Origin of the sequence: Streptomyces sp. NPDC005533, assembly GCF_042871845.1 — a bacterium.
Taxonomy (GTDB): domain Bacteria; phylum Actinomycetota; class Actinomycetes; order Streptomycetales; family Streptomycetaceae; genus Streptomyces.
The window spans coordinates 147,674-171,807 of record NZ_JBIAJH010000003.1 but is presented as its reverse complement, the minus strand read 5'-3'; the positions used below and the strand labels follow the sequence as shown (position 1 = coordinate 171,807).

The window sequence follows — 24,134 nt, the reverse complement described above, 5'->3', positions numbered from 1 at the left end:
CGGGGCGAGCCCCCGCGCCCCCGCGCCTCGGGCGCCGGCGGGGCCGCACGAGGCACAGTGGAGGCATGGAGCACAGAGGGCTGGACGCGGACGGCTGCTTCGAGCGCGAGGGCTCCCTCGGGCAGGTCCCGGGCGCGTTCGCGGGCGTCGTCGCGACCGCCCGCGGGCGGATCCGCGACGCGTACGGGCGCCGGCTGCACAGCGCCTACCTCTACGGGTCCGTGCCGCGCGGGACGGCCCGGCCCGGGCACTGCGACCTCGGCCTCCTGCTGGCCCTGCACCACGAGCCCGCCGACGAGGACCGCGACGCCGCCGAGGTGCTGGCGCGCGGGCTCGACGAGGACTTCCCGGAGGTCGACGGCGTCGGCATCCTGCTCTACGGCAAGGACACCCTGCTGAGCGAGGCGGAACGATTCGACCTGGGCTGGTTCCTCGCCTGCCGGTGCACGCCGCTGCTCGGCGCGGACCTGGCCGAGCACCTGCCGCGCTACCGTCCGGACAGCCTGCTCGCGCGCGAGACCAACGGCGACCTGGCCGACGTACTGCCCCGGTGGCGCCGGCTGATGCGGGAGGCGTCGACCCCGGACGAGTACCGGAGGCTGTGCCGGCTCTTCTCGCGGCACCTGGTGCGCACCGGGTTCACGCTGGTCATGCCCCGGTGGGGCGGCTGGACCAGCGACCTCACCGAATCCGCGGAGGTCTTCGGCGGCTACTACCCGCAGCGCGCGGACCAGATGCGGGCCGCGGCCGCCGCGGCACTGGACCCGGTGGCCGACCCGGCCGTGCTGCGCGCGTACGTCGAGGACCTCGGGCCCTGGCTCGCGGACGAGTACACGGCCCGGCACGGCACGAAGACCCCGCGGCCGGCCGGAGGGGCACCGCGCTAGGGCTTGCGGGCGTCGGCCAGCGCCTCCACGGCCAGTTTGGCCTCGGCCAGGCCCGCGCCGGTGATGCGGCGGTAGGCCTTGATCGCCGAGATCTGCCGGTCCTCCCCGATGAGGGCGCGCACCTCGTCCATGCCGGCCGGCTCCGGCTCGTCGATGCCGAGGTGGTCCAGCACGAGGGCCAGGCGGCGCTCGGCCCGGTCCGCCTGCATCTGGAGGCTCTTCACGCGCAGCGACACGGTCGACGTGATCCATCCGGCCGTGCCGATCAGCATCACGAGCAGGAACACGGTGTTCATTCGGGCCCTCCGGGGATCAGTCCGTGATCTTGAAGGTACTCGAGCTGGGCGCGGACGGACCATTCCGCCGCCGGCCACAGGGAGCGGTCCACGTCCGCGTAGACCTGGGCCACGACCGCCTCGGGGGTCACGAAGCCGTTCTCGACGGCGGTCTCGACCTGGGCGAGCCGGTGCGCGCGGTGGGCCAGGTAGTACTCGACGGCCCCCTGCGCGTCCTCCAGGACGGGCCCGTGCCCCGGCAGGACGGTGTGCACCCCGTCGTCCACGGTCAGCGAGCGCAGCCGGCGCAGCGAGTCCAGGTAGTCGCCCAGACGCCCGTCGGGGTGGGCGACGACGGTCGTGCCGCGGCCCAGGATGGTGTCGCCGGTCAGCACGGCCCGGTCGGCGGGCAGGTGGAAGCAGAGCGAGTCGCTGGTGTGGCCCGGGGTCGGGACCACGCGCAGCTCCAGCCCCCCGGTGCGGATCACGTCCCCGGGGGCCAGGCCCTCGTCGCCGAGCCGCAGGGCCGGGTCGAGGGCGCGGACCTTCGTACGGGTGAGCTCGGCGAAGCGGCCCGCGCCCTCGGCGTGGTCGGGGTGGCCGTGGGTGAGGAGGGTGAGGGCGATCCGCTTGCCGGCCTGTTCGGCGGCGGCGATGACCGCCCGCAGGTGTACCTCGTCCAGCGGGCCGGGATCGATGACGACGGCGAGGTCGGAGCCGGGCTCGGACACCAGCCAGGTGTTGGTGCCGTCCAGGGTCATCGCGGAGGCGTTGGGGGCCAGGACGTTCACCGCGCGGGCCGTCGCCGGCCCCGAGGTGACCACTCCGCGGGGATGTCCGGGCAGTGCGACGGCGTCGCTCACGCGGTGCCCCCCGGACGGCCGAGGCGGACCCGCTTGGTGAACTCGTCGTGGCCCGGCCAGCTCAGCACGACCTCGCCGTCCTCCAGCACGGCCTCCGCCAGCACCGGGGTGAGGTCCTGGGCGGCGGCCGCGGTGAGCGCGTCGGCGGCGCTCCCGTACGGCTCCAGGGAACGCAGGGTGGAGATGGTGGGCGGCATCATCAGCAGCTCGCCCTTGTCGTAGCCGGCGGCCGCGTCACCCGGGCGGATCCACACGGTCCGGTCGGCCTCGGTGGAGGCGTTGCGGGTGCGCTGGCCCTCGGGGAGGGCGGCGACGAAGAACCAGGTGTCGTAGCGGCGCGGCTCGAACTCGGGGGTGATCCAGCGCGCCCACGCCCCGAGCAGGTCGGAGCGCAGCCGCAGGCCGCGGCGGTCGAGGAAGTCCGCGAAGGACAGCTCACGGGCGACCAGCGCCTGCCGGTCGGCCTCCCAGTCGTCACCGGTGGTGTCGCCGATGACGGTGTCCGGGGTCTGACCGGCGAGCAGGACGCCCGCCTCCTCGAAGGTCTCCCGCACGGCGCCGCAGACGATGGCCTGGGCGGTCAGGACGTCCGTTCCGAGCCGGTCCGCCCAGTCCTGCTGCGAGGGCCCGGCCCAGCCCACCTGGTGCTCCTCGTCGCGGGGGTCGACCCCGCCACCCGGATAGGCGTACGCGCCCCCGGCGAAGGCCATGGAGGTCCGTCTGCGCAGCATGTGCACGGCGGGACCGGCGGGGGTGTCGCGCAGGAGCATGACGGTGGCGGCGCGGCGGGGTGGCACCGGGACGAGGGAACCGTCCGCGAGCGCGCGGATGCGGTCGGGCCATTCCGGCGGGTACCACTGGCCTCCGGCGGGAGGCTGCTGCTGACCATGCTGACCATTCGGCATGGCCGGATGCTACGGCCATCCGGCCCGATGTTCGAGGGTCACCTGCCCCGGCGGGCGGCACGGGGGGCGGCGCCCGGCCTCGGGACCCGGGGCTCCGCCCCGCGTACCCCGCTCCCCGATCGCCGGAGGGGCCGGCACCGCCCGGTGGCGAGCCGGCCCCTCCGAGGACGCGTCAGGCTCCGGCGACCAGTTCGACCTGGATCTCGACCTCGACCGGGGCGTCCAGCGGCAGGACCGCCACGCCGACCGCGCTGCGGGCGTGGACGCCCTTGTCGCCGAGGACGGCGCCCAGGAGTTCGCTCGCGCCGTTCAGCACGCCCGGCTGGCCCGTGAAGTCGGGAGCCGAGGCGACGAAGCCGACGACCTTCACGACACGCGCGATCTTGTCGAGGTCACCGACGAGCGACTTGACGGCGGCCAGGGCGTTCAGCGCGCACGTGACGGCCAGCTCCTTGGCCTGCTCCGGCGAGACCTCGGCGCCGACCTTGCCGGTGACCGGCAGGTTGCCCTTCACCATCGGGAGCTGGCCCGCGGTGTAGACGTACACGCCCGAGCGGACGGCCGGCTGGTACGTGGCCAGCGGCGGGACGACCTCGGGCAGGGTCAGGCCGAGCTCGGCCAGCTTCGCGTCGACAACGCCGCTCATGCCTTCTCCCGCTTCAGGTAGGCCACGAGCTGCTCGGGGTTGTTCGGGCCGGGCACGACCTGGACGAGCTCCCAGCCGTCCTCGCCCCAGGTGTCCAGGATCTGCTTGGTGGCGTGAACCAGCAGCGGGACGGTCGCATATTCGAACTTCTTGGTCATGGGAGCGAGGGTAGTGCCTGCGGTGCCGAGCCTCCCCCAGGGCCGGGTCCGGGGGAGGCTCATGCGTGTTCCGGGAGGCGAGTGGTTAGGCTCGGACGCTGTGAGCAGGCTCCAGGTGGTCAGCGGCAAGGGCGGCACCGGCAAGACCACGGTCGCCGCAGCACTCGCGCTTGCCCTCGCACGCGAGGGCAAGCGGACTCTTCTGGTGGAGGTCGAGGGCAGGCAGGGGCTCGCGCAGCTCTTCGGTGCCGAGGCGCTCCCGTACGAGGAGCGGAAGATCGCCGTCGCGCCCGGCGGGGGCGGTGAGGTCTTCGCGCTCGCCATCGACGCCGAACGGGCGCTGCTGGACTACCTCCAGATGTTCTACAAGCTCGGCTCGGCCGGCCGCGCGCTGAAGAAGCTCGGCGCCATCGACTTCGCCACGACCATCGCCCCCGGTCTGCGCGACGTCCTGCTGACCGGCAAGGCGTGCGAGGCGGTGCGCCGCAAGGACAAGGCCGGCCGGTACGTCTACGACCACGTGATCATGGACGCCCCGCCGACCGGGCGGATCACCCGGTTCCTGAACGTGAACGACGAGGTGGCCGGCCTGGCCCGGTTCGGGCCGATCCACAACCAGGCGCAGGCCGTCATGAAGGTGCTCAAGTCCCCCGAGACGGCCGTCCACCTGGTCACCCTCCTGGAGGAGATGCCCGTCCAGGAGACCGCCGACGGCATCGAGGAGCTGCGGCAGGCCGGGCTGCCCGTCGGCCGCGTCATCGTCAACATGGTGCGGCCGCACCACCTGGACGAGGACACCCTGCGCACCGCTGCCGGCGACCACCGCGCCGAGGTCGCCAGGGCGCTGTCCCGGGCCGGCCTCGGCGGCGCGCGCCGCGGCGGGCTGGCCGAGCGGCTGGTGGACCCGCTGCTCACCCAGGCCGCCGAGCACGCGAGCCGGGTGGAGCTGGAGCGCGCGCAGCGCACCGTACTGACGGACCTGGACCTGCCGACGTACGAACTGCCTCTGCTCGGCGCCGGGGTGGATCTGGCCGGGTTGTACGAGCTGGCCAAGGAACTGCGGAAGCAGACGGTGGCCGAATGAGCGAGGGGGTGGACACCGTGGGGCTGGACATTCCGCCGCGGCTGGCGGTCGACCGGCTGCTGGACGACCCGGAGACCCGGATCGTCGTGTGCTGCGGGGCGGGCGGGGTCGGCAAGACCACCACGGCCGCGGCGCTGGGCGTACGGGCGGCCGGCCGCGGGCGCAAGGCGGTCGTGCTCACCATCGACCCGGCGCGCCGGCTCGCGCAGTCGATGGGGATCGACTCGCTGGACAACACCCCGCGCAGGGTGGCGGACGTCGGCGCCGACGGCGGCGAACTGCACGCCATGATGCTGGACATGAAGCGGACCTTCGACGAGATCGTCGAGGCGCACGCGGACGGCGAGCGGGCCCGGGCCATCCTCGCCAACCCCTTCTACCAGTCCCTGTCGGCCGGCTTCGCGGGCACGCAGGAGTACATGGCGATGGAGAAGCTGGGTCAGCTGCGGGCCCGGGACGACTGGGACCTGATCATCGTCGACACCCCGCCGAGCCGGTCCGCGCTGGACTTCCTGGACGCGCCGAAGCGCCTCGGGTCCTTCCTGGACGGGAAGTTCATCCGGGTGCTGATGGCCCCGGCGAAGGTGGGCGGCCGGGCGGGGATGAAGTTCCTCAATGTCGGCATGTCGATGATGACCGGCACCCTCAGCAAGCTGATGGGGGCCTCGCTGCTGAAGGACGTGCAGACCTTCGTGGCCGCGATGGACACGATGTTCGGTGGCTTCCGCACGCGCGCCGACGCGACCTTCCGGCTGCTCCAGGCGCCCGGTACGGCCTTCCTGGTGGTCGCGGCGCCCGAACCGGACGCCCTGCGCGAGGCGGCGTACTTCGTGGAGCGACTGGCCGCGGAGAGCATGCCGCTGGCCGGGCTGGTACTGAACCGGGTGCACGGCAGCGACGCCGACCAGCTGTCCGCCGAACGGGCGTTGGCCGCCGCAGAGAATCTTGAAGAAGGCGGCATTGTCGATCAGGAGTCCGGGAAAGCTGGACTTCGTGACACGGCCGCGGGACCGACCGGGGCGGGCTCCCCCGGCACCGAAGGCGATACCGCGGTCGTCGACCGGATCACGGCAGGACTGCTGCGCCTGCATGCCGAACGGATGCAGGTGATCGCGCGTGAACAGCGCACACGCGATCGCTTCACCTCACTGCATCCCGAGGTGGCGGTGGCCGAAGTGGCCGCCCTGCCCGGCGATGTGCACGACCTCGCCGGGCTTCGGGCCATCGGAGAGCGACTCGCGGCCGGGGTTCCGGCCGGAGCGTAGGCGTTCGTACGTCGTGGCGTCGGAGTGGTCTACCCGACTGCCGCGTATGTCTCGTACGGAACGTCGATCTCCGCGTCTGCATCCATGGTGAGGATGCCCGTACTGCGCTCGTACTCCGTACGGGCGGTTTCGAGCAGCCGTCGCCACGAGGTGACGGTGGGACGCCGGCGCAGCAGCGCACGTCGTTCCCGCTCGGTCATTCCGCCCCACACGCCGAACTCGACGCGATTGTCGAGCGCATCGGCCAGGCATTCGGTCCGCACCGGACATCCGGTGCACACCGCCTTGGCCCTGTTCTGTGCCGCTCCTTGAACGAACAGTTCATCCGGATCGGTAGTGCGGCAGGCTGCCTGCGCACTCCAGTCGGTAACCCAGCCCATCCCGGCGCCGTCCTCTCCCGAATCGAGGCTCCCCCACGGCGGTAGCGGCATATTCACCGCTGCCAGTTGAGGACGTTACGGAAGGTGGGCACAGTGCAACACCCCCGACGGGCCCAATCTTGAATGGTCCGAACGGACTATGGGTAAGCGGCAGATCACCCGACGGAGTGATCCGACGACATGCCCGACCATTCCGGCAATTCGGGTGGAATCGGCGGATGAGCTTCAGCCGAGGGGCGAGATTCGGACATGTGTCCACCCCATTCGGGAAGGGTGAAAATCAAGCCGAGGGGTTGATGTCGCACCGCGCTGCTGTGACAGTTGGGGCCAGCTTAGGCCAAGGCATTCGCGTGTGTCCGGCGAATGAGAACGTAGGCTGCCCTCCATGGGAAAGAAGCGCTCGGGCGGCGGGCTCACGGGGAGCCAGCAGGCCGCCAAGTTCCTCGGGGTGTCCGTTCTCTCCGGAGTTGTGCTGGCCGGCATGGCGATTCCGGCTGCAGGCGCCCTGGGGCTGGCGGCCAAGGGCACGGTCGAGGGATTCGATGAGATCCCGGCCAATCTCAAGACTCCGCCGCTGAGCCAGCGGACCACGATTCTGGACGCCGAGGGCGGCTTGATCGCCACCGTCTATTCACGCGACCGTCAAGTGGTCCCGCTCACGTCGATCTCCCCGTACATGCAGAAGGCGATCGTCGCCATCGAAGACTCCCGTTTCTACGAACACGGAGCCGTCGACCTCAAGGGCATCCTGCGCGCGGTCAACCGCAACGCGCAGGAGGGCGGCGCGGCGCAGGGCGCCTCCACGCTGACCCAGCAGTACGTGAAGAACGTGTTCGTCGAAGAGGCCGGCGACGACGAGACCAAGGTGCGCGAGGCCCAGGAGAAGAGCCTCGGCCGCAAGATCCGCGAGCTGAAGTACGCGATCCAGGTCGAGGAGGAACTCGGGAAGAAGAAGATCCTCGAGAACTACCTCAACATCACGTACTTCGGCCAGCAGGCCTACGGAATCGAATCCGCGGCCCAGCGCTACTTCAGCAAGCCGGCCAAGGACCTGACCCTGGAGGAGTCCGCGCTGCTCGCGGGCGTCGTGCAGTCGCCTAGCCGGTACGACCCGGTGAACGACACCCAGGAGGCGATGAAGCGCCGCAACACCGTCCTGCAGCGGATGGCCGACACCAAGGACGTCTCGCAGGCCGAGGCGGACGCGGCGAAGGCGAAGCCGGTCACCCTGAAGGTGACGAGGCCGAGGAACGGCTGCATCACGGCGGAGAAGGGCGCGGGCTTCTTCTGCGACTACGTGCGCAACACCTTCCTGACCGACGTCGCCTTCGGCAAGACGCGCGAGGAGCGCGCGAAGGTCTGGAACCAGGGCGGTCTGACCGTGCGCACGACCCTGGACCCGCAGTCGCAGGACTCGGCCAACGAGTCGATCAAGGACCACGTCTACCAGGAGGACTCGATCGCCACGGCGGTGACCATGGTCCAGCCGGGCACCGGCCGGGTGCTGGCGATGGGTCAGTCCAAGCCGTACGGCTTCGGGAAGAACGAGACGCAGATCAACTACTCCGTGGACAAGCGGATGGGCGGCTCGAACTTCGGCTTCCAGGTCGGCTCGACCTTCAAGCCGTTCATCGCCGCCGCCGCGCTGGAGCGGGGCCTGCCGCCGACGAAGGTGTACCCGGCGCCGAACAAGCTGGACTACCCGAGCGGGATCCCCCGCTGTGACGGGTCCCAGTACGTCAACGTCAAGAACGAATCGGCGGAGAACGAGACCGAGGACGAGATCGGCCCCTACGCGCTGCGGACGGCGATGGAGAAGTCGATCAACACCTACTTCGTCGAGATGATCTCCGAGATCGGCCTGTGCCCGGTATCGGAGATGGCGGCGAAGCTCGGCGTGGTCCCGGCGAGCGGGGCGAAGCTGGCCGACGGCCCCGCCATCGCGCTCGGCTCGGAGGAGATGTCCCCGCTGACGATGGCCAACGCGTACGCGACCTTCGCCAACCGCGGCGTCTACTGCACCCCGGTCGCCATCGAGTCGATCACCGACGCGCACAACAAGGCCCTGACGGTGCCGAAGAGCAAGTGCGACCGGGCGATGTCGGAGACGACGGCCGACACCATCAACACCCTGCTGGGCGGAGTGATCGACTCCGGCACCGGTGAGCGGGCCGGTCTGACCGACCGCGAGAGCGCGGGCAAGACGGGTACGACGGACAACCGCTACAACGCCTGGTTCGTGGGCTACACCCCGAACATCTCCGGCGCGGTGTGGGTCGGCTCGGGCGGAGCGAAGAAGATCACGATGGAGAACATCGTGATCGGCGGCAAGCCCTACCTGAAGGTCTTCGGCGGCGGCCTGCCCGGCCCGATCTGGAAGGACGCGGTCACGGGCGCGCTCGACGGCCGCGAGGCCCTGCGTTTCGTCACGGTCAGCATCCCGGAATCGAACCTTCCGTCCGGCGGTCCCCGCGGCAACAAGCCGCCCACCACCACCCCGAGCCGGCCCGGCAAGCCGGGCGGCGGCGACGGAAAGCCCGGCGGGCGGCCCGGCGGCCAGAGCGCCGGAGGCGCCCAGGGCGCCACGGGCGGCGGCAATCCGCCGCCGCCGTTCCCCGGGATCACGATCGACCCGGGCGCCGTGATCGGCGGCCGCGACGACCGGTAGCGGTCGGCGCGCCACGCGAGGGAGGGCCCCAGCCGCAACCGGCTGGGGCCCTCCCTCTTTCTTCGTTCCCGGATCTAGGAGAGCTGCTGCTTGACGACGGCGGCGACGCGCCCGCCCTCCGCCAGCCCGGCGACCTTCGGGTTCACGATCTTCATGACGGCGCCCATGGCCCGCGGCCCCTCGGCACCCGCGGCCTTGGCCTCCTCGACGGCCTGCGCCACGATCGCGACGAGCTCGTCGTCGGTGAGCTGCTTGGGCAGGTAGGTGTCGAGGAACTCGCCCTCCGCGGTCTCCCGCGCGGCCTGCTCGGCACGGCCGCCCTGGGCGAAGGCCTCCGCGGCCTCGCGGCGCTTCTTCGCCTCCTTGGCGATCACCTTGAGGACTTCCTCGTCGGAGAGCACACGGGCCTCCTTGCCGGCGACCTCCTCCTTGGTGATGGCGGAGAGGGTCAGGCGCAGCGTGGACGAGTGCAGCTCGTCACGCGCCTTGATGGCGGTCGTGAGGTCTTCCTGGAGCTTGGCCTTGAGCGTGGTCATGGATGTGAGTCTGCCAGGTACGGGGGCAGTGGCGCTCACCGGTTTTCCGGGTCTGCGACGATGGGTCCATGCGTGCGCGTTACGGAGTACCCCTGAAAGCGGCTGCCGGAATCGCTGCGGTGGGGGCCGCGGGTGTGGCCTACGCCGCCGGTTTCGAGGCGAGGTCCTTCCGCCTGCGCCGGGTCACGGTGCCGGTCCTTCCCCGGGGGATGCGCCCGCTGCGCGTACTCCAGGTGTCCGACATCCACATGGTCGGCGGGCAGCGCAAGAAGCGCGCCTGGCTCCAGTCCCTCGCGGGCCTGCGCCCCGACTTCGTCGTCAACACGGGCGACAACCTCTCCGACACCGAGGGCGTCCCCGAGGTGCTCGACGCGCTGGGCCCCCTGATGTCCTTCCCGGGCGTGTACGTCTTCGGGTCGAACGACTACTACGGGCCGCGGCTGCGCAACCCCGGGCGCTACCTGCTGGAGAAGGCCCAGGGCCGGCACGGGCTGAACGGCAACAAGCCGGTCGTCGGCGCCGTCCACAACCCGTGGGAGGAGATGCGGGACGCCTTCGACGCGGCGGGCTGGCTGAACCTCACCAACACCCGGGGCCGGCTGAAGCTGGAAGGCCTGGAGCTGGCCTTCACCGGGCTCGACGACCCCCACATCAAGCGGGACCGCTACGAGATGGTCGCCGGCGGCCCGGACAAGGACGCGGACTTCTCGATGGCCGTGGTGCACGCCCCGTACCTGCGCGTCCTGGAGTCCTTCACCGCCGACCGCTACCCGCTGATCCTCGCCGGCCACACCCACGGCGGACAGCTGTGCATCCCCTTCTACGGCGCGCTCGTCACCAACTGCGACCTCGACACCAAGCGGGTGAAGGGCCTGTCCACGCACGAGGCGGCGGGACAGCAGGCCTACCTGCACGTCTCGGCGGGCTGCGGCACCAACCGCTACACCCCGGTCCGCTTCGCGTGCCCGCCGGAAGCGACGCTCCTGACCTTGACCCCGCAGGCCTAGCGCCCGCGGGCCGCCCCGCGAAAACCGGATTTCGTCTCCGGCGTGAGGTCCGCTAAAGTAATCGATGTCGCCAGGACAGCAAGTGCTGCAAGGCGGCGATCGGGGTGTAGCGCAGCTTGGCAGCGCGCTTCGTTCGGGACGAAGAGGTCGTGGGTTCAAATCCCGCCACCCCGACAGAGTAAGACCAGGTGAGAGCCGGTACAGAGCAATCTGTACCGGCTCTCTCTGCGTCTGGGTGACTAACTGAGTGACTACGCCTTCCGAGCGTCCTTGAAGATCTCGTCCATGGCCGTTGCCCCGGTCTGGATCACGGGCCTGATCTGCTTCCGGTAGACCGCCTCGGTGACGGCCGTCCCGGAGTGCCCGACCAGCCGGGAGATCTCTTCGAGCGGGACGCCCTTGTCGGACAGCAGCGACACGAAGCTGTGCCGCAGCTCCCTCGGCGTCCACTCACTCGCGTCGATTCCCTCGGCCCCAGTGATCGCCTGCCGGAAGGCACGCCGGACGTTGGTGGAGTCCAGCTCGGTCCCCGTCGCGGAGGAGAAGACGAGCCCCTTCTCCGTCCACTGATCACCGGCGGCTAGCCGGTCCCACCCCTGCTCCTCGAACTGCTGCCAGAGTGCGTCCACGCAGCGCGCCGGCAGAGCGATCGTTCGGCGAGACTTCTTCGTCTTGGTGTCCCCGGTGGAGCGGACCGACCGCCACACCGCGATGTGCGGCGGCACGGGCGGCACCGCGTCCGGGTCCCCCTTCAGGAAGACGTGATCCCAGGTGAGCGCCCGCATCTCCTCCGTCCGGGCGCCGGTGAGCAGGGCCACCACGATGTACGCGTGAGCGGACGTCCCTTCGGCGGCCTTGAGCACCGCCTCGGCCTCGGCCAGCCGGAGCGCTTTCGACGGCCGGCCCGGCTGGCCCGTCGGGATGGCGCACAGCTCCACGATGTTCCGCTTCACCTTGTCCCGGACCATGGCCCGCTTCACGGACCGGTTCAGGCACGAGTGCATCGCCTGAAGCGTGCGGGTGCTAAGCGTCTTGGCCTTCTCCGTCAGCCACTTGTCGACGTCTTCGCCGCTCAGCTCCCGAAGCTTCCGGGCGCCGAGGGCGGGGATCACGTGGATCCGGCTGAGGGAGGTGCAGGTGGCCACGGTCCGCGCGTCGCGGCCGGCCAGCCCGTACATGAGCCAGTCCTCCACAGCGTTGGCCACGGTGTAGTTGGTCGGCGCGACGGCCAGCCCGTCCTCGTGATCGCGGAGCACCTCCTTGAGCTTGGCCTTGGCCTCGGTCTTGGTCTTGCCACTCCCCTTCCGCACGACGCGCTTCCCGCTCGCGTCGAACCCCAGGGTCACGGTGGCGATCCACCGCTGCCGCTTCTCGTCCCAGTGCAGACCGCCGTCTCCCCTGCTGCGGCGCTTGGTCACTTGGTCTCCCCTGCCTCGCGCTCCAGGAGCGCGACGTACTCGTTGATGGCGGATCGGGTGATACGTCGGGCCCGGCCCTCGTTGACGGTGCGAAGGCGGCCGGATCGGATCAGTTCGTAGATGACGGATCGGCTCAGGCTCAGGGCGTGTACAGCGGCTTCGACCTTGAGCAGGACGGGTTCTGCGGGCGGCGTGGTCGTGGCGCTCACTGGTTCTCCTCCGAGGCGTGCGGGCCCGCGGTCCTGCTGGCCGCAGGCGTCGCGGTGCTGGGGCAGGTGTCGTATGTGTCCGAGGCGCGGATTTCTGCGTCATCGCGTCGTCTGTGTCATTCGCCGGTCTGACCTGCGGTTTTCGGTGACGTACCGGGTGGTGGCGTGTCACCCGCCTGTGTCACCCCCGTCCCCGGGTGACGTGGGCAGGTGACGTGGATGACGCGCGGTGACGCAGTCGTGGGCCGTCTGCGTCACCGCTGTGTCCGCACGTCAGGGGCGGTGTGTAGCTCGGGGGTGACACGGGTGACGCAGGGTCTCTTCTTTTAGGAAAAGGAGAGGGTGTTTGTGTTGTGGTGGGATGCGTCGTCGAGCGAAGAGCGGGGCCGCTGCGCGGCACGTCCCTTGCAGCGGCGGCAAGCCGCCGGAACAGCAAGAGGAGCACGCATCCCCGGGTGGCGGGTGCTCTTCTTGCTTGTGCCGGCACCGGTAGCGGTGGCGCCGGTTAGAACGCGGCCTGTTGCTCGCCGGGCGTCGGGGCGGCGGGCCGGATCATCTCGATGTAGCGAGCCGTCCGGGTACGACCCCAGTCGACGAGGACGCCCCGCGCGGCAAGGGTCGGCTGGAGCCGCTTGAGGCGGTCGGAGAAGACCTTCCCGGTGGTGGGCCACCCCTTGGGCAGGGCGCGGAAGTCCTCGCCGCTGTAGAGCTGGGTAAGGACGTGCAGCCACTCGGTAGAGGTCATCCGCGCTTCCTCGCCGGGTTCGAGACCGGCGGCGTGCTTGAGGACGGTCTGGGCGAGGAGGTCGCCTTCGATGACGTCGTCGTTGAGGTCGTCGAGGCTGGCCCGGTAGGCGTCCAGCGCGCCGAGCCCGTCCGCCGCGTCGAACTGGGCGCAGAGGTGGGCGAAGTCCGCCATCCGCAGGTCCGTGGGAATCTCGGCCGCGGTGGCCCGCACCTTCACCGTGAGGTCCAGCAGCGAGCCGAGGATGACCGGCAGCACCTGAGCGAACTCCGCCCATAGCTCCGCCTCCGTCCGCCGCACCCGGGGCCGCACCAGCCGCAGCGGCAAGAGCCGTTCGGCAAGGTCGGGGCGGATCACCCCGACGTCGATGCCGGTCAGCAACAGGGGGCGGCGGTAGCGGGAGCGGACGACGTCGCCATCGGTGAACAGGGCCCGCTTGATGCTCTCGGCACCAGTGACGATGCAGCACATCAGGTCGGACAGGTCCGGCGGCAGGTGCGACAGGTTGTCCAGCGCGGTGACCCATCCGGCGGCCACGGCCGTGATCAGGTTCTCCTCGTCCTTCGGAGCCCGGCGCAGGTCACCGGTCATGCCTTCAATGATCCTCACGAGCATCCGCCCGGCGGTGGATTTGCCGGCGCCCTGGGGGCCGGTCAGGAACGGTGCGGGGACGGGGACGGACGGTTCCAGGCAGCCGATCAGCCACGCCACGGCCAGGCACTCGCTCTCGGCGTTGGCGAAGTTGCACAGCCGCAGCAGAGCGTCGATGCCCTTGCCGTCGGTGTCCTTCTCGGGCAGGGGAAGTTCGCCGGTGAGTTGGGTGCGCCTCCAGCAGACCTCGCGGGGGTCGGGGGTGAGGATGTCCCAACCGGTGGGGTGGATGCGGACGGACTGGCCGTCGTTGCGGCCCAGGTCGAGCCAGGTCGCGCCGTCGAATCCGGGGGCCACGCGGATGTGGGTGGCCTGTACGTCCTGGCTGAGCGCGAGTGCTTCGATCAAGTCCAACGCCTCCTTGAGCGCACTGCCGTTGAATACGCCGAGCCCGTCGTTGAAGAGCCCGACCATGAGTTCCTGCCGGTGGCTGCCTGTCGTGCCCTGGGAGCGGATCGGGCGGGCGACGGGGTGGCCGTTCTTCTGGGCGTAGACGGTGCCTTCGGTGGTGCGGAAGTACCGGAAATGTGCCTGTGCGTAGTCGGTGATGATCTGACGGGCCGGGTTCTTCTCGTCCTCGGGCATCGCTACATCCCCAGCTTCATGCGGGCGTTGGTCCATGCGATCTCGCAGTGCCGCAGGGACTCGCCCTTGGCCTGCGCGGCGGTGAACAGCCGGATGATGTGCGTCTCGGTGAGGCAGCCGCACCAGCCATGCGCGGACAGCACTGCGAGGAACGTTCGGTACACGGTGGCGTGGACCGCGCTTGTGGCCTCGGTGATGCGCTGCTCGGCCATGGCGATCCCGCGTTCCAGGTAGGCGGGCGAGCGGTGGCGACACACCGCATCCCCGGGCCGAGCGGGCACCACAACGGCGGACGGTGCGGGCGCGGCTGCGGCGACCTCCTTCACGGCGAGGGCGCGCACGACATCGGGCAGCAGTGCCATGCGTCCTGTGCCGGGGCCGAGCCAGCGGGCGTAGGACCACGCGGACTTGATGTCCACGCCGGGCCGGATGCCGTTGTGGGAGGTCATGGTGCCGAGGTAGATCCAGTGCTCCCCCCGTGTCGTCGGCACGGTCTTGGTCGCGGGGAGGGTCTGGCGGGCCCACTCAACCGCGTCCGGGTTGTCGAGGTCGACGACGGTGAGCGCGCCGCCGCCGGGGTGATAGGCGACGGCCGCAGCCTGCCGCCATGCTCCGGCCCACGCGGGCGAGGTGAGGATGTCCGGGTCGGTGGTGGCGGCGGCCCAGCCGTGGCAGGGGGCAAGGCACTCGCACGGCCCGCCGGCCTTCATGTGCGGCCTGTCCCCACACGCCGAGCGGGTGCAGGCACGGCAGTTCCCGAAGGGGAGCTTGCCCTCCCGCAGCGGCATGGCGGGCAGGCCCAGTTCGGAGAGCTGGAGCGCGGTACGCAGGTGAGCGGGTAAGGCCTGACGCTTGTGGTCTCGCGGGATGTCGGTGGTGTGGGTCATGCTGGTCTCTCCAGTTCTTGGCGTTCTGGACGAGAGCGGCCCTGGTCTTGGCGGATGTGGGGCCGCTCTTGGCATGTCCGGGCGGATGAAGCGGAATCCCTGCCTCTCGGTGGACAGGGAGGCTGGGGCACCCCCTGTCGGGGTGCGTGTGGAGGGGGTTTCGGGCGTCTGACCTGCGGCGCCTCCCTGCCTCCCTGGTGGATCATTTCCGCAGGTCAAGCCCAGGGAGCCAGGTCGGGGAGGTGGTCAGGGAGTTCTCCCTGCCTCCCTGGCCTGATCCGGTAAAGGCTCCCTCTACTCGGCGGCGGAAGCGGAACCCTCGTCCGGCCGGTTGGCAAGGACGCGGGCGACGCGTTCGCGGCCGATGACCATGCGGCCGTCCGACTTGTACGGCTCGGCGCCGGTGCCGTCGAGGACGCGCTTGAGGTCGATGAACGACCAGCCGCCGTAAGCCTTCTCGTTCAGTGAGGCGAGCCGCTTGAGGACGTCCTGGGTGAGCACGCGCGGCGCGTCGCCGAGGACGGTCAGGATGTCCGCGAGCGGGTCGACCGCCGGGCCGTGGGCGATGGTGTGAGCGGTGGTGACCCCGTCGCGCTGGGCCTTCGCCCGCTCGGCGACCTGGGCGGCTTGCTCGGTGTCGATGTAGTGCGTGCGGACGGTGATGGAGGCCTGTCCGGCTGGGATGGCGATGCCGTCGGAGGCGACGACGACGGTTCCCTTGTCGAGGCCCTGCCGCAGCTGGTGTGGGGCGGCGCCGCCGTCGACGGCCTTGTCGCCCAGCGCCATGCGGGCCTGAGACTCGGTGCCGAGGACGAGGGAGGCCCGCGTGTGGGCGCCTTCGCGGACGAGCTTGGGAAGGTTCTGGTCGGTGGGGTCCTGCGTGCCTTCCCACAGGACGACGTCCACGGCTCGGCCCTGGTTGTGAATCTTGCGGACGGCCATGAAGTAGCGGGAGGTGGCCTTGGAGCCGCCGTAGGGGCGCTTGTCGTCGCCGACGGCCGGGCACATGAACGCGACCTGTGCTTCGTCCACGATGCCGACCAGCGGCGGGAACACGGTGCCGGGCGGCGCCTGGATCCGACGCTCCATTTCCGCGACCAACCCTTCGACCATCTCGGTCGCCTGGATCACGTGCTCGTCGGTCGGGCCCTGGATCAGGGTGGTGGCGAGCCCGTCGAACATGCCCCAGTCGCCCACACCCTTGAGGTCGGCGATCCGGAACTCCACCGTGCGGTCGAGGGCCAGCCAGAGGGCGAGCGCGCGCAGGGCGGCGGTCTTGCCCTGGTTCGACAGGCCGGTCACGAGGACGTGGCGCTGGTACAGGCTGATCAGTGCTGCGTCACCACGCAGGTCCTGACCCCACGGCGCCTTCCCCGTCTTGTAGTTCGCGGTCGCGGTCTCGTCGGTGACCAGCGGGGACGGGCCGATCGGCTCATCCAGGGCGCCGGAGTCGGCGATCCACAGCCGCACCGTGCGGGCGGCGGCCGGGAGGGTGATGAACACTTCGTGCTCGTGCCGGACGAGATTCTCGGCGAGCTTGCGCCGGCGTCCCTGGACCTCCTCCGTCGAGACGCCGGACGGGAGCGTGACGTCGACTTCCACGCCGCATCCGGCGATGCGGATCGGGCCGAGCATGGCGGCGCCGGCGTCGCCCATCTCCTTGATGGCCTTGCGGAGCGGAGCGATCCCCAGGTCGCGCAGGGCCATGACGACGATCGACGGGGTGATCGGTGCTCCGGCGTCATCCCGCTGCTGGGCAGGGAGGGCCCACTGCGGTGCGGTCTGCTGGTGGCGGCCTACTCCCCACAGAGTCAGTAAGGCAAGCCACGGCCCGACGGTGACGGCCGGTCCCCAGACGACGGTGGCGACGTAGACGACTGCTCCGATCGCGTCGATGACGGAGGCGATCGGGGCGAGGATCCAGGAGGCGTCCTTGTTGGCTATGGCCAGCACGACCCCCAACAGGAGCAGCCCACCGATGGTGAGGCCGGTGCCGTAGGCGGCGCTCTTCACCGCGTCCTGCGGGGCCTTCAACAGGTCCATGCGCCGGTGATGGCGGGCTGCCCGGAAGCGGGTGAGGCGGTCCTCCCACTCCTTGGCCTCCTCGAAGTTCCCCGCGGCTTCAGCCGCTCGGATCATCCGCTCGTAGCGGGATCCGGTCCGCCCGTCCCACGCCCGCTTGGCCGTGATCCGGGTACCGCCGATCACGTACAGGCCGTGGCGGGCCACCAGCCGCGCCGCCGTACGGGTCCGCTCGCTGGTGACGGCCGCACGCAGGCCGCGTGCGGAGCGCTTCCACACCCGCACCGGCCGCACCGCCCCCGGGGCAGCGGCAGCCGGGGCGGCCGGGGTGTCGCCGGGGAGTGTGTAGGTGCCGGTGGTGGGATCTTTGAAGAGGGGGACGACGTTGTCGGTCATGCTGAGAACTCCTGCTCTCGCTGACAAGCGGGTGGGTAGGGCCCGGGGCGGCCTGATTCCTTGGCCGGGACGGCCGCCCCGGGGCACAGCTACTTGGTCTTGAGGTTCTTGGCCCTGGCCTTACGGGCGGCCTTCTCGGCCTCCGCCACATCAGCGGCCTGCTGGGCTTCCCGTTCGCGGGCGCCGTCGATGATCCGATCGACCTTCTTCTGCAGGTCGCCGAGGTGGACGTTCTCCCCGGCGATACCGCGCTTGGCCATCCGGGCCGTGTACCAGCCGATCTGCGTGATCTCGCGAGCGGTGAACTTCGGGTCCTTCGCCATCACAGAACTCCTCGAAGAGCTGGGGCTTTGCGGGTCAGCCGCGCTTGCGGCGTGCCTTGCGCACGTTCTTCACGGCCGCCGTACCTTCCGGGCTGCCGACCGACTTCACGACGGTGTGGACGCCCCATCCCAGGACCAGGGCGAGGAACGCCAGGAACGCGAAGTTCGCGGCGATGGAGGTCAAAGCGGCCACCAGCAAAGGGCCGAAGTACACGCCGGCCGCGACCGCGCCGGCACCGACGCCGGAGCCGAGCGCGATGCGCTGCACGGTCTTGTCCGGGGCCGCCTGGTGGATGTGCTGGTACACGACCTGCGGCCCGGCATACGGGGCGGGCAACTGGTCGGGGGTGACGTAGACGTGGCGACCGTCGGGGAGCTGCACGACGCCGGACGGTCGGATGGGTTCGGGCAGGTGGTTCACGGGTGTCTCCCTTCGGAGCACGGTCAGGTCATGCACCAGCCGGAGTCACATCCGGGGTCGTTGTCGTCAAAGGGCAAGGTGTCGACGCCGTCCGGGATCGCGGCCCGCAAGGGCCGGCCGAACCGGGTCAGGTAGACGTGGTCCTTACCGAGGGCGTCGCGGCGTTGGTTGAGGATTTCTTCGAGCTGGCATGCCTTCTCGAAGAGTTCGGGCTGCTCTCGGCGCATGTCGTGCCAGGCCTCGGGCCGGTGGAAGGGACAGAACCAGCACGATGACTTGGGCGGGACGGGGAGGCCGGCGGAGCGGATGATGCGGGCGCAGTCGATGCGGCGGATCCCGTGTTCCAGCAGCGGGTATTCGATCTGCTCGTACGGCTCGCAGCGGCGCTTGTTGGCACGCCCGATCTCGTCCAGGCTGATGCCGATCCCGACCGTGGCCGGCTGGTCCTTGGTGGCGCCGCGACGCTTCAGCTCACGGCCGATGACCTTGATCTTGTAGTCGGCGGTGCAGGAGCGGGTGCCGGGGGCCCCGTTGCTCATCCGCACCGGGAGCTTCAAGGACTTTGAGCCCTCTCGGGTGAGCTCCCCGTAGAGGGTGCGGGTCTCTTTGGAGCGGACCATGACCCGGTCCAGGAGGACAAGCTCAAGCCCGTGCTCGGCGGCGTAGGGGCGGGCGTACTGGTCGAGGTAGGCCATGGTGCCGGGGTTCTCGGAGTCGTCTCCGACGTTGGCCATCAGGAACGTCCGGTAGTCGATCTCACCGGTTGCGGCGAGGACCATGGCGGCCATGGACTGCCAGCCGCCCCCGAAGCTGAATGCCTTCACCTGGGGTGTAGCGGCGGTGGTCATGAGACCACCGCCTGCGCCGTGGCGTTGGCGGTCCGCTCGGCCTTCAACGTCTCGCGCAGCACCCGGGCCTTGGCCGGCGAGGTGCGCAAAGCCTTGCGAATTGCCTCACCGGTCAGATCCTCGATCGACCACGACTCGGTGATGCTCCGAGCCTCGGAGAGAAGCTCCTCCGGGGTGCGGCTCGGTCGGGCCGATCGGGCGGCTACGGGCACTCGACCTGTCGCCCGACGAGGACGCGTCACCTCAGCCGCCGCGATCGGTGACCGCGTCTCGACGACGTCGATCGGATCGGCCGGCACCGGCGCCAGTGTGGGCACCGGGATGGGCGGCTCGATGAACGCTGCGACCGCCGGTTCACCCAGCTCACCACTCGATCGATTTACGACGATCTGCGGCGATTCGGGTTCGATCGAGTCGACCGCCGGACGGTGGTGGAGAACCTTGGCGACGAGATCGGAGCCGAAGTAGATCGACCCAACCGGCAGCGACGTCGCCAACAGCACGAGCGCCCAGTTCGTGAAGTCCCCGTCAGCCAGTCGACTCCAGCCGATCGACTCGGAGTGCAGCTCGGGCAGCAGTCCGTGCACGTAGTTCAGGACCAGCGACGCGAGCGTGTACCCCGCCAGGACCCGCAGCGCGAACCTGCGGGCCTCGTCGGTCAGCACGAGCGCGGCGACGAGCGCGAGAGCCATCAGGCCGTCGACGACGAACGGGTACAGCGTCGCCGCCATGTCGTCTGCGCCGATGGCTGTCGCGATGTCCCGAAGGGCATTCCAGGAGACCCGGAAGGCCATGGCGACCACGACGACCAGCGCGAGGACGAGCGCGGCTTTCGCCTTGCGGTTCATGCCGCGCCATCCGAGGAGGGAAGGTGGGCGGCCCGGTTCTCCAGAGCGGTCCGTGCGGCGAGCACCTGCCGGCGGGCCCGCCGGAGACGCTGCTCGTCCACCTCGGTCGGGGTCCGGTCCAGCGTCGTGATCTCCGCGTCGAGGAGGTCGCGTTCCGCCAGGATCAGCGGCAGCTCGATCTCGATCGCGTTCAGTTCCGCGTCCGTCGGCTCAAGGCCGTCGGACCACGGGGTAACGAGGTTTTGAAGTGCAGCGATAGACTTCACGGGTCTTGCTCCTTCGGTAGAGGAACGGGACCCAACAGCAGCCCCCGGCGTTCGAGCGCCGGGGGCTGCACTGGCGTTGGGGGTGAAGCGGAAAATTCCCGGCTCCCCTCAACCCCGCCCGTGCGAGACGGACGGAGGAGGCAACCGGCCGCGCCGAGAACGGCACGGAAGGTTGAGCAGTACGCATGTCTCCTTCAGGTCTGGGACCTGGCGTAGGCGTATGGAGACGTGACCTTTCGGTCTAAGCCCTCCGGTGAATGACCAGGACCCGGGTGCCCTCGGCCCGCTCTATCCCGGGCCCCTTGTGGGTTCAGGCAGGCCAAATACGCCTGCCGAGGGTGGCTTCTGTCCTAGGACTGGCTGCACCCAGGAAGACCATGACACTTCAGTCCTAGGACTGTCAATGTCCTAGGACTGTGGGAAACTGGCTCTGTCGAGAGGAGTGCCCAGTGGCACCGAAGTGGCGAGAGCTGGCCGACAGGCTGGCTGAGCAGATCAAGAACGGCGACTACACCCCTGGCCAACTACTGCCGCAGATTCGCGACCTAGTCGAGGCGGGCGAGGGTTCCAAGGCCACTGTCAACGCTGCCTACAAGGCCCTGGAGGCCGAGGGGCTCGTCACGTCTTCGCGCGGTGTGGGGACGATGGTTCGCGCACAGACGCCGCTGAAGCGCATCGGCATCAGCCGCTACGACAAAGCGAAGTGGCGCGACGGGGACGAGGTCGCCTTCATCGCGGACCGCGTCGCCTCCGGCCGTACGTACCGGCGCGGCGAGCAGACCCAGTCCGTCAGCCTCATCGATGCACCCGCCCCTGCGGCTGAGGCACATGGCCTGCCCGCCGGCGCCCAGGTGTACGCACGCGCTCGCCTCGTGAAAGAGGGTGAGCAGCCGACGCACACCCTCACCAGCTACTACCGCCCCGAACACGTCGAGGGAACGCGCATCGTCGATCCCACCCCGGGGCCCGCAGGCCGGGGCGGCGGCTTCCGGGTCCTCTACGACGCCGGATACGAGATCGACCACATGAAGGAACGCATCTTCGCGCGCGTCCCCACGGCCGACGAGGTCAAGCTCCTCAAGCTGCCGACGGGCGAGCCCGTGGTGGAGCTCCACCGCACGACGTACACCGCGGACGGAACGGTCGTCGAGTTCGCCATAGGGGTCCACGCCGCGTCGCGCTTCGCCTGGGAGTATGAGTTCAAAGTCCCGGACTCGGCCGAGGGTGGCAAACAGCAGTGATCTCTGAGCAGGCGTGGGCGGACGCGGAACTCATCTGGGATTTCCACCAGATGCACCACGAGCCGCGCCCCTGCTCAGTCGCGGTCGGCCTCGGAAGCCACGATCTCGGCGTGGCCGACGCGACCGTTGACCTTTACCAGCGCGGCATGGCGCCCCTGATCGTCTTCACGGGCGCCACCAGCCCGACAACCCGCGCCCGGATGCCGCGCGGTGAGGCCGTGCACTACCGCGAGCGGGCGCTGGAGCTGGGAGTCCCGCCCGAGGACGTCCTGGTGGAACCCAACGCCCGCAACACCGGCGAGAACATCCGACTCGTCCGGGCCCTGCTGGAGGACGCCGGCCGCCCCATCGAATCCGTGCTGCTGATTAGCAAGCCGTACGAAGAGCGGCGCGCGTACGCCACAGCGCGGAAGCTCTGGCCGGAGGTGGAGGTCATCAGCGCGTCCACGCCGATGACGCTCGCGGAGTACGTCGATTCCATCGGCGACCCAAAGCTGGTCATCGACATGCTGGTCGGCGCTCTCCAGCGACTCCAGCTCTACCCGGATCAGGGCTTCATGGTTCACATGCCGGTGCCAGCTCCGGTTCTGGCCGCCTATCACCGCCTGCGGGATAAAGGCTTCACCAGCAGACTGGTTGACACCCCCGCCTCGCAGTCTAGTTAGACCTACCCACCCGAGCCAGGTGCTCAGCGAGGCCAGCGGGGCGGTGTGAGGTTCATCCAACACGCGGCAGCGCTCCATCCGAAGAAAGTCTGCCCACTGCCAGTGGGCCGGGGCGATCAAAGATCGCCAACAGCATGGGCCGCCATAGTCCAGCGCCAGTTGGTTCGGAAAACACGCCCAGAGACCTGTCATGGAGTCCTATATTTGCGCCAACTCGAGAGAGAGGGCGGCTATGCAGGACTTCGAGGTCCACGGTGAGTGGTGGCTCCCCGGCGAAGATCACCACAAGGTGCCCGGCACTCTCCGTCACGACGAGAACGGAACCCTTCTAACACTTCTCGGAACGCTTCGTCCAGAAGTAGACATCATCACCAGTGACGACGACGTGACATATCCCCGCCTTCACGGCTACGCCGGCGGGCGCCCGTTCACTCTCGAGGACTGCTTTCAGAAGCAGATGTCAACGCAGGGAAGTTTTACCTCCGGCACGGTATTCGTCAATCAGGTCTTCAAGAATTTCCACTTCAACAAAGATGAAGAGATCCAAGCGGAGGGGATCACCTTCATGCCTCGCTACCTGAATTATTGGGTAAATCAGTACGGAATATCGCTCACCCGCCGTCCACCCAATAGCGAGAACTTGAACCCGGAAGGCCCCTACATAACTCTCCAAGGGCGAGAGATTCCACCCCAATCGATCCCGCTGTTCGACGGATCCCTGGAACTACGGCATCGATTGCTTCTGTCCGGCGACGGGATCTCGTCACGCAAGATCAAACAGCGTTTCTACTTCCGTTACCAGGCACCTAAGCTGGTGCCCGCGGAGGAACTCTTGCACATAGCGAGCTACGTACAGGATCTCGTCTCCATAGGCACAAATCGCATCGCGCAGCACGAGGGGGTAACCTTCCTCCACCCCGCAGCACGCCACTCTGGACCGAAATCTCCACAGCTTCCTATCGAATTCTTCGCCCGATGGCACGCCTGGAGGAGTGAACCTCGGAAGCCACCGGCGACTAGCCTGTTCGACCTAGCAGACATGGGCGGCATGACAGGCGTGGCGGAATGGGTAAAAACTTCATCTCGCCATCGGCTCGCCTTGGCGCGAGTCATGGGCAGTCGCTATATGAAATCCATGCCACTTAGCGATCGAATCCTAAATGCCGCAGCAGCACTAGAATCCTTCGACAGACTGAAACATCGAGACATCATTGAATTCAGGAGCAGAATGGCGCGGTGTGCCAATTTCGCAGGCGCTGAGTTTACGCGGATGATCGGTCGCGACCGAGCAAAATGGGCCAAGCTGGTGAAAGAGGCTCGCAACGAAGTGGCGCACAACTTGGGCGCCAGCAGCGAGACAACGACACAACTGTTCCTCCATGAATCCCTACACTGGCTCTTCATCCTCTGCCTACTCAAAGACTCGAAAGCCCCCGCAGAGGTATTTCGATCAATTGCCAGAAACTCTGAGTTCGACTGGCTGTGCCAGAAGGTCAGGTCGGTAGTGACCACCGCTTAGACGCCGCCGGTGGGCATGGGAGCTCCACCCTTCGCTGGCGGAAGCTCTGCCATGCTCGTCGAAGGGAGAGCGGTTCGGGTGGGTGTCTAACTGGGTGACAACCGGTGCGGAGGCTGGCGGACGTCCACGGACGATCACGGACCTTCGTTGCAGGTCAGCACGGTAGACTGGGCAGTTCGCCCGTCGACCCGGAATGCTTCGGGACGAAGAGGTCGTGGGTTCAAATCCCGCCACCCCGACTTCGTAAGACCAGGTCAAGGGCTTGATCCGCATCGCGGGTCAGGCCCTTCCTGCGTCCCCGGCGGTTGTCCGGGGGGACCTGCAAGAAGGGCTTGGCCGGCTCTTCCGGGAGCCCCCGGCGACCTCGCCCTTCGTGTCTTCTCCGCGTGCCCGCCTGCCTGTTCGGGTGTGCCCGA

25 protein-coding genes and 1 tRNA gene are annotated in these 24,134 nt (G+C 69.2%); 9 read left to right on the top strand and 17 right to left on the bottom strand.

All coding sequences use genetic code 11. The annotated features are described in order from the left end of the window. The first annotated feature begins 65 nt into the window (after nt 1–65). Nucleotides 66–887 carry a nucleotidyltransferase gene (locus ACFYP3_RS04455; protein ID WP_388826567.1) on the top strand — a complete coding sequence of 274 codons (822 nt, stop codon included), beginning with the start codon at nt 66–68 and terminating at the stop codon, nt 885–887. Here ACFYP3_RS04455 and ACFYP3_RS04450 read toward each other — a convergent pair. From ACFYP3_RS04450 to ACFYP3_RS04430, 5 genes are all read right to left on the bottom strand, one after another. Next, nucleotides 884–1,183, bottom strand: coding sequence for a hypothetical protein (locus tag ACFYP3_RS04450; protein ID WP_388826564.1), 300 nt, complete (start codon nt 1,181–1,183; stop codon nt 884–886). The two genes, ACFYP3_RS04455 and ACFYP3_RS04450, sit on opposite strands and share 4 nt — an antisense overlap. Continuing rightward, nucleotides 1,180–2,025, bottom strand: coding sequence for an MBL fold metallo-hydrolase (locus ACFYP3_RS04445; RefSeq protein ID WP_388826561.1), 846 nt, complete (start codon nt 2,023–2,025; stop codon nt 1,180–1,182). The genes ACFYP3_RS04450 and ACFYP3_RS04445 overlap by 4 nt, the downstream gene beginning before the upstream one ends. Further along, entirely contained in the window at nt 2,022–2,930 is a 909-nt protein-coding gene (locus tag ACFYP3_RS04440) for an NUDIX hydrolase (RefSeq protein WP_388826558.1), read from the bottom strand. Before ACFYP3_RS04440 ends, ACFYP3_RS04445 begins: the two co-directional genes overlap by 4 nt. Nucleotides 2,931–3,102: 172 nt before the next feature. Continuing rightward, nucleotides 3,103–3,576, bottom strand: coding sequence for a RidA family protein (locus tag ACFYP3_RS04435; protein WP_388826555.1), 474 nt, complete (start codon nt 3,574–3,576; stop codon nt 3,103–3,105). Then, the gene (locus tag ACFYP3_RS04430; RefSeq protein ID WP_007264966.1) at nt 3,573–3,734 is read right to left on the bottom strand and encodes a DUF4177 domain-containing protein; all 162 of its coding nucleotides are present in this window, start codon (nt 3,732–3,734) and stop codon (nt 3,573–3,575) included. Before ACFYP3_RS04430 ends, ACFYP3_RS04435 begins: the two co-directional genes overlap by 4 nt. A 100-nt stretch (nt 3,735–3,834) precedes the next feature. On the opposite strand from ACFYP3_RS04430, the gene ACFYP3_RS04425 reads away from it, so the two are divergent. Both ACFYP3_RS04425 and ACFYP3_RS04420 read left to right on the top strand, forming a co-directional pair. Continuing rightward, entirely contained in the window at nt 3,835–4,818 is a 984-nt protein-coding gene (locus ACFYP3_RS04425; RefSeq protein ID WP_388826552.1) for an ArsA family ATPase, read from the top strand. Further along, complete coding sequence (locus ACFYP3_RS04420) at nt 4,815–6,083, top strand: ArsA family ATPase (RefSeq protein ID WP_388826549.1); 1,269 nt, start codon at nt 4,815–4,817, stop codon at nt 6,081–6,083. Before ACFYP3_RS04425 ends, ACFYP3_RS04420 begins: the two co-directional genes overlap by 4 nt. A 29-nt stretch (nt 6,084–6,112) precedes the next feature. Here the strand turns inward: ACFYP3_RS04420 and ACFYP3_RS04415 are convergent, their stop codons facing one another. After that, entirely contained in the window at nt 6,113–6,463 is a 351-nt protein-coding gene (locus tag ACFYP3_RS04415) for a WhiB family transcriptional regulator (protein WP_030709359.1), read from the bottom strand. A gap of 385 nt (nt 6,464–6,848) precedes the next feature. Between ACFYP3_RS04415 and ACFYP3_RS04410 the strand changes: the two genes are divergently transcribed. Further along, complete coding sequence (locus ACFYP3_RS04410; RefSeq protein ID WP_388826546.1) at nt 6,849–9,131, top strand: transglycosylase domain-containing protein; 2,283 nt, start codon at nt 6,849–6,851, stop codon at nt 9,129–9,131. 74 nt (nt 9,132–9,205) lie between these two features. Here the strand turns inward: ACFYP3_RS04410 and ACFYP3_RS04405 are convergent, their stop codons facing one another. Then, a complete protein-coding gene (locus tag ACFYP3_RS04405; protein ID WP_319722136.1) occupies nt 9,206–9,667 on the bottom strand; it encodes a GatB/YqeY domain-containing protein in 462 nt (153 codons plus the stop codon). A gap of 68 nt (nt 9,668–9,735) precedes the next feature. Here ACFYP3_RS04405 and ACFYP3_RS04400 point away from each other — a divergent pair, with 68 nt between their 5' ends. Next, nucleotides 9,736–10,674, top strand: coding sequence for a metallophosphoesterase (locus ACFYP3_RS04400; RefSeq protein ID WP_388826543.1), 939 nt, complete (start codon nt 9,736–9,738; stop codon nt 10,672–10,674). 100 nt (nt 10,675–10,774) lie between these two features. Beyond that, a tRNA-Pro gene (locus ACFYP3_RS04395) sits at nt 10,775–10,848 on the top strand. A gap of 77 nt (nt 10,849–10,925) precedes the next feature. Here the strand turns inward: ACFYP3_RS04395 and ACFYP3_RS04390 are convergent. The 10 genes from ACFYP3_RS04390 to ACFYP3_RS04345 all read right to left on the bottom strand — a co-directional run bounded on the left by ACFYP3_RS04390 (nt 10,926) and on the right by ACFYP3_RS04345 (nt 20,293). After that, nucleotides 10,926–12,092 (bottom strand): tyrosine-type recombinase/integrase, encoded by a 1,167-nt coding sequence (locus ACFYP3_RS04390; protein ID WP_388826540.1) that lies wholly within the window; start codon nt 12,090–12,092, stop codon nt 10,926–10,928. Beyond that, the gene (locus tag ACFYP3_RS04385; protein ID WP_388826537.1) at nt 12,089–12,301 is read right to left on the bottom strand and encodes a helix-turn-helix domain-containing protein; all 213 of its coding nucleotides are present in this window, start codon (nt 12,299–12,301) and stop codon (nt 12,089–12,091) included. Before ACFYP3_RS04385 ends, ACFYP3_RS04390 begins: the two co-directional genes overlap by 4 nt. A gap of 505 nt (nt 12,302–12,806) precedes the next feature. Continuing rightward, nucleotides 12,807–14,282 (bottom strand): ATP-binding protein, encoded by a 1,476-nt coding sequence (locus tag ACFYP3_RS04380; protein ID WP_388826534.1) that lies wholly within the window; start codon nt 14,280–14,282, stop codon nt 12,807–12,809. 2 nt (nt 14,283–14,284) lie between these two features. Further along, complete coding sequence (locus ACFYP3_RS04375) at nt 14,285–15,169, bottom strand: DNA primase (protein WP_388826531.1); 885 nt, start codon at nt 15,167–15,169, stop codon at nt 14,285–14,287. Between the two features lie 294 nt (nt 15,170–15,463). Continuing rightward, the gene (locus tag ACFYP3_RS04370; RefSeq protein WP_388826528.1) at nt 15,464–17,587 is read right to left on the bottom strand and encodes an FtsK/SpoIIIE domain-containing protein; all 2,124 of its coding nucleotides are present in this window, start codon (nt 17,585–17,587) and stop codon (nt 15,464–15,466) included. Between the two features lie 89 nt (nt 17,588–17,676). After that, nucleotides 17,677–17,910 carry a DUF6257 family protein gene (locus ACFYP3_RS04365; RefSeq protein WP_388826525.1) on the bottom strand — a complete coding sequence of 78 codons (234 nt, stop codon included), beginning with the start codon at nt 17,908–17,910 and terminating at the stop codon, nt 17,677–17,679. A 34-nt stretch (nt 17,911–17,944) separates the two neighbouring features. Then, nucleotides 17,945–18,331, bottom strand: coding sequence for a DUF6251 family protein (locus tag ACFYP3_RS04360; protein WP_388826522.1), 387 nt, complete (start codon nt 18,329–18,331; stop codon nt 17,945–17,947). 23 nt (nt 18,332–18,354) lie between these two features. Beyond that, nucleotides 18,355–19,179: a phosphoadenosine phosphosulfate reductase gene (locus ACFYP3_RS04355; RefSeq protein ID WP_388826519.1), complete on the bottom strand. Its 825-nt coding sequence runs from the start codon at nt 19,177–19,179 to the stop codon at nt 18,355–18,357. Beyond that, nucleotides 19,176–20,027: a DUF2637 domain-containing protein gene (locus ACFYP3_RS04350; RefSeq protein WP_388826516.1), complete on the bottom strand. Its 852-nt coding sequence runs from the start codon at nt 20,025–20,027 to the stop codon at nt 19,176–19,178. The genes ACFYP3_RS04355 and ACFYP3_RS04350 overlap by 4 nt, the downstream gene beginning before the upstream one ends. Beyond that, a complete protein-coding gene (locus ACFYP3_RS04345; protein ID WP_388826513.1) occupies nt 20,024–20,293 on the bottom strand; it encodes a DUF6284 family protein in 270 nt (89 codons plus the stop codon). Before ACFYP3_RS04345 ends, ACFYP3_RS04350 begins: the two co-directional genes overlap by 4 nt. Nucleotides 20,294–20,742: 449 nt before the next feature. On the opposite strand from ACFYP3_RS04345, the gene ACFYP3_RS04340 reads away from it, so the two are divergent. The 3 genes from ACFYP3_RS04340 to ACFYP3_RS04330 all read left to right on the top strand — a co-directional run bounded on the left by ACFYP3_RS04340 (nt 20,743) and on the right by ACFYP3_RS04330 (nt 23,718). Next, on the top strand, nt 20,743–21,534 hold the full coding sequence (locus ACFYP3_RS04340) for a GntR family transcriptional regulator (RefSeq protein WP_388826510.1): 792 nt from the start codon (nt 20,743–20,745) through the stop codon (nt 21,532–21,534). Beyond that, nucleotides 21,531–22,199, top strand: a complete 669-nt coding sequence (locus tag ACFYP3_RS04335; protein WP_388826508.1) for a YdcF family protein — start codon at nt 21,531–21,533, stop codon at nt 22,197–22,199. Before ACFYP3_RS04340 ends, ACFYP3_RS04335 begins: the two co-directional genes overlap by 4 nt. A gap of 232 nt (nt 22,200–22,431) precedes the next feature. Next, on the top strand, nt 22,432–23,718 hold the full coding sequence (locus tag ACFYP3_RS04330; protein ID WP_388826505.1) for a HEPN domain-containing protein: 1,287 nt from the start codon (nt 22,432–22,434) through the stop codon (nt 23,716–23,718). The last annotated feature ends 416 nt before the right edge of the window (nt 23,719–24,134 follow it).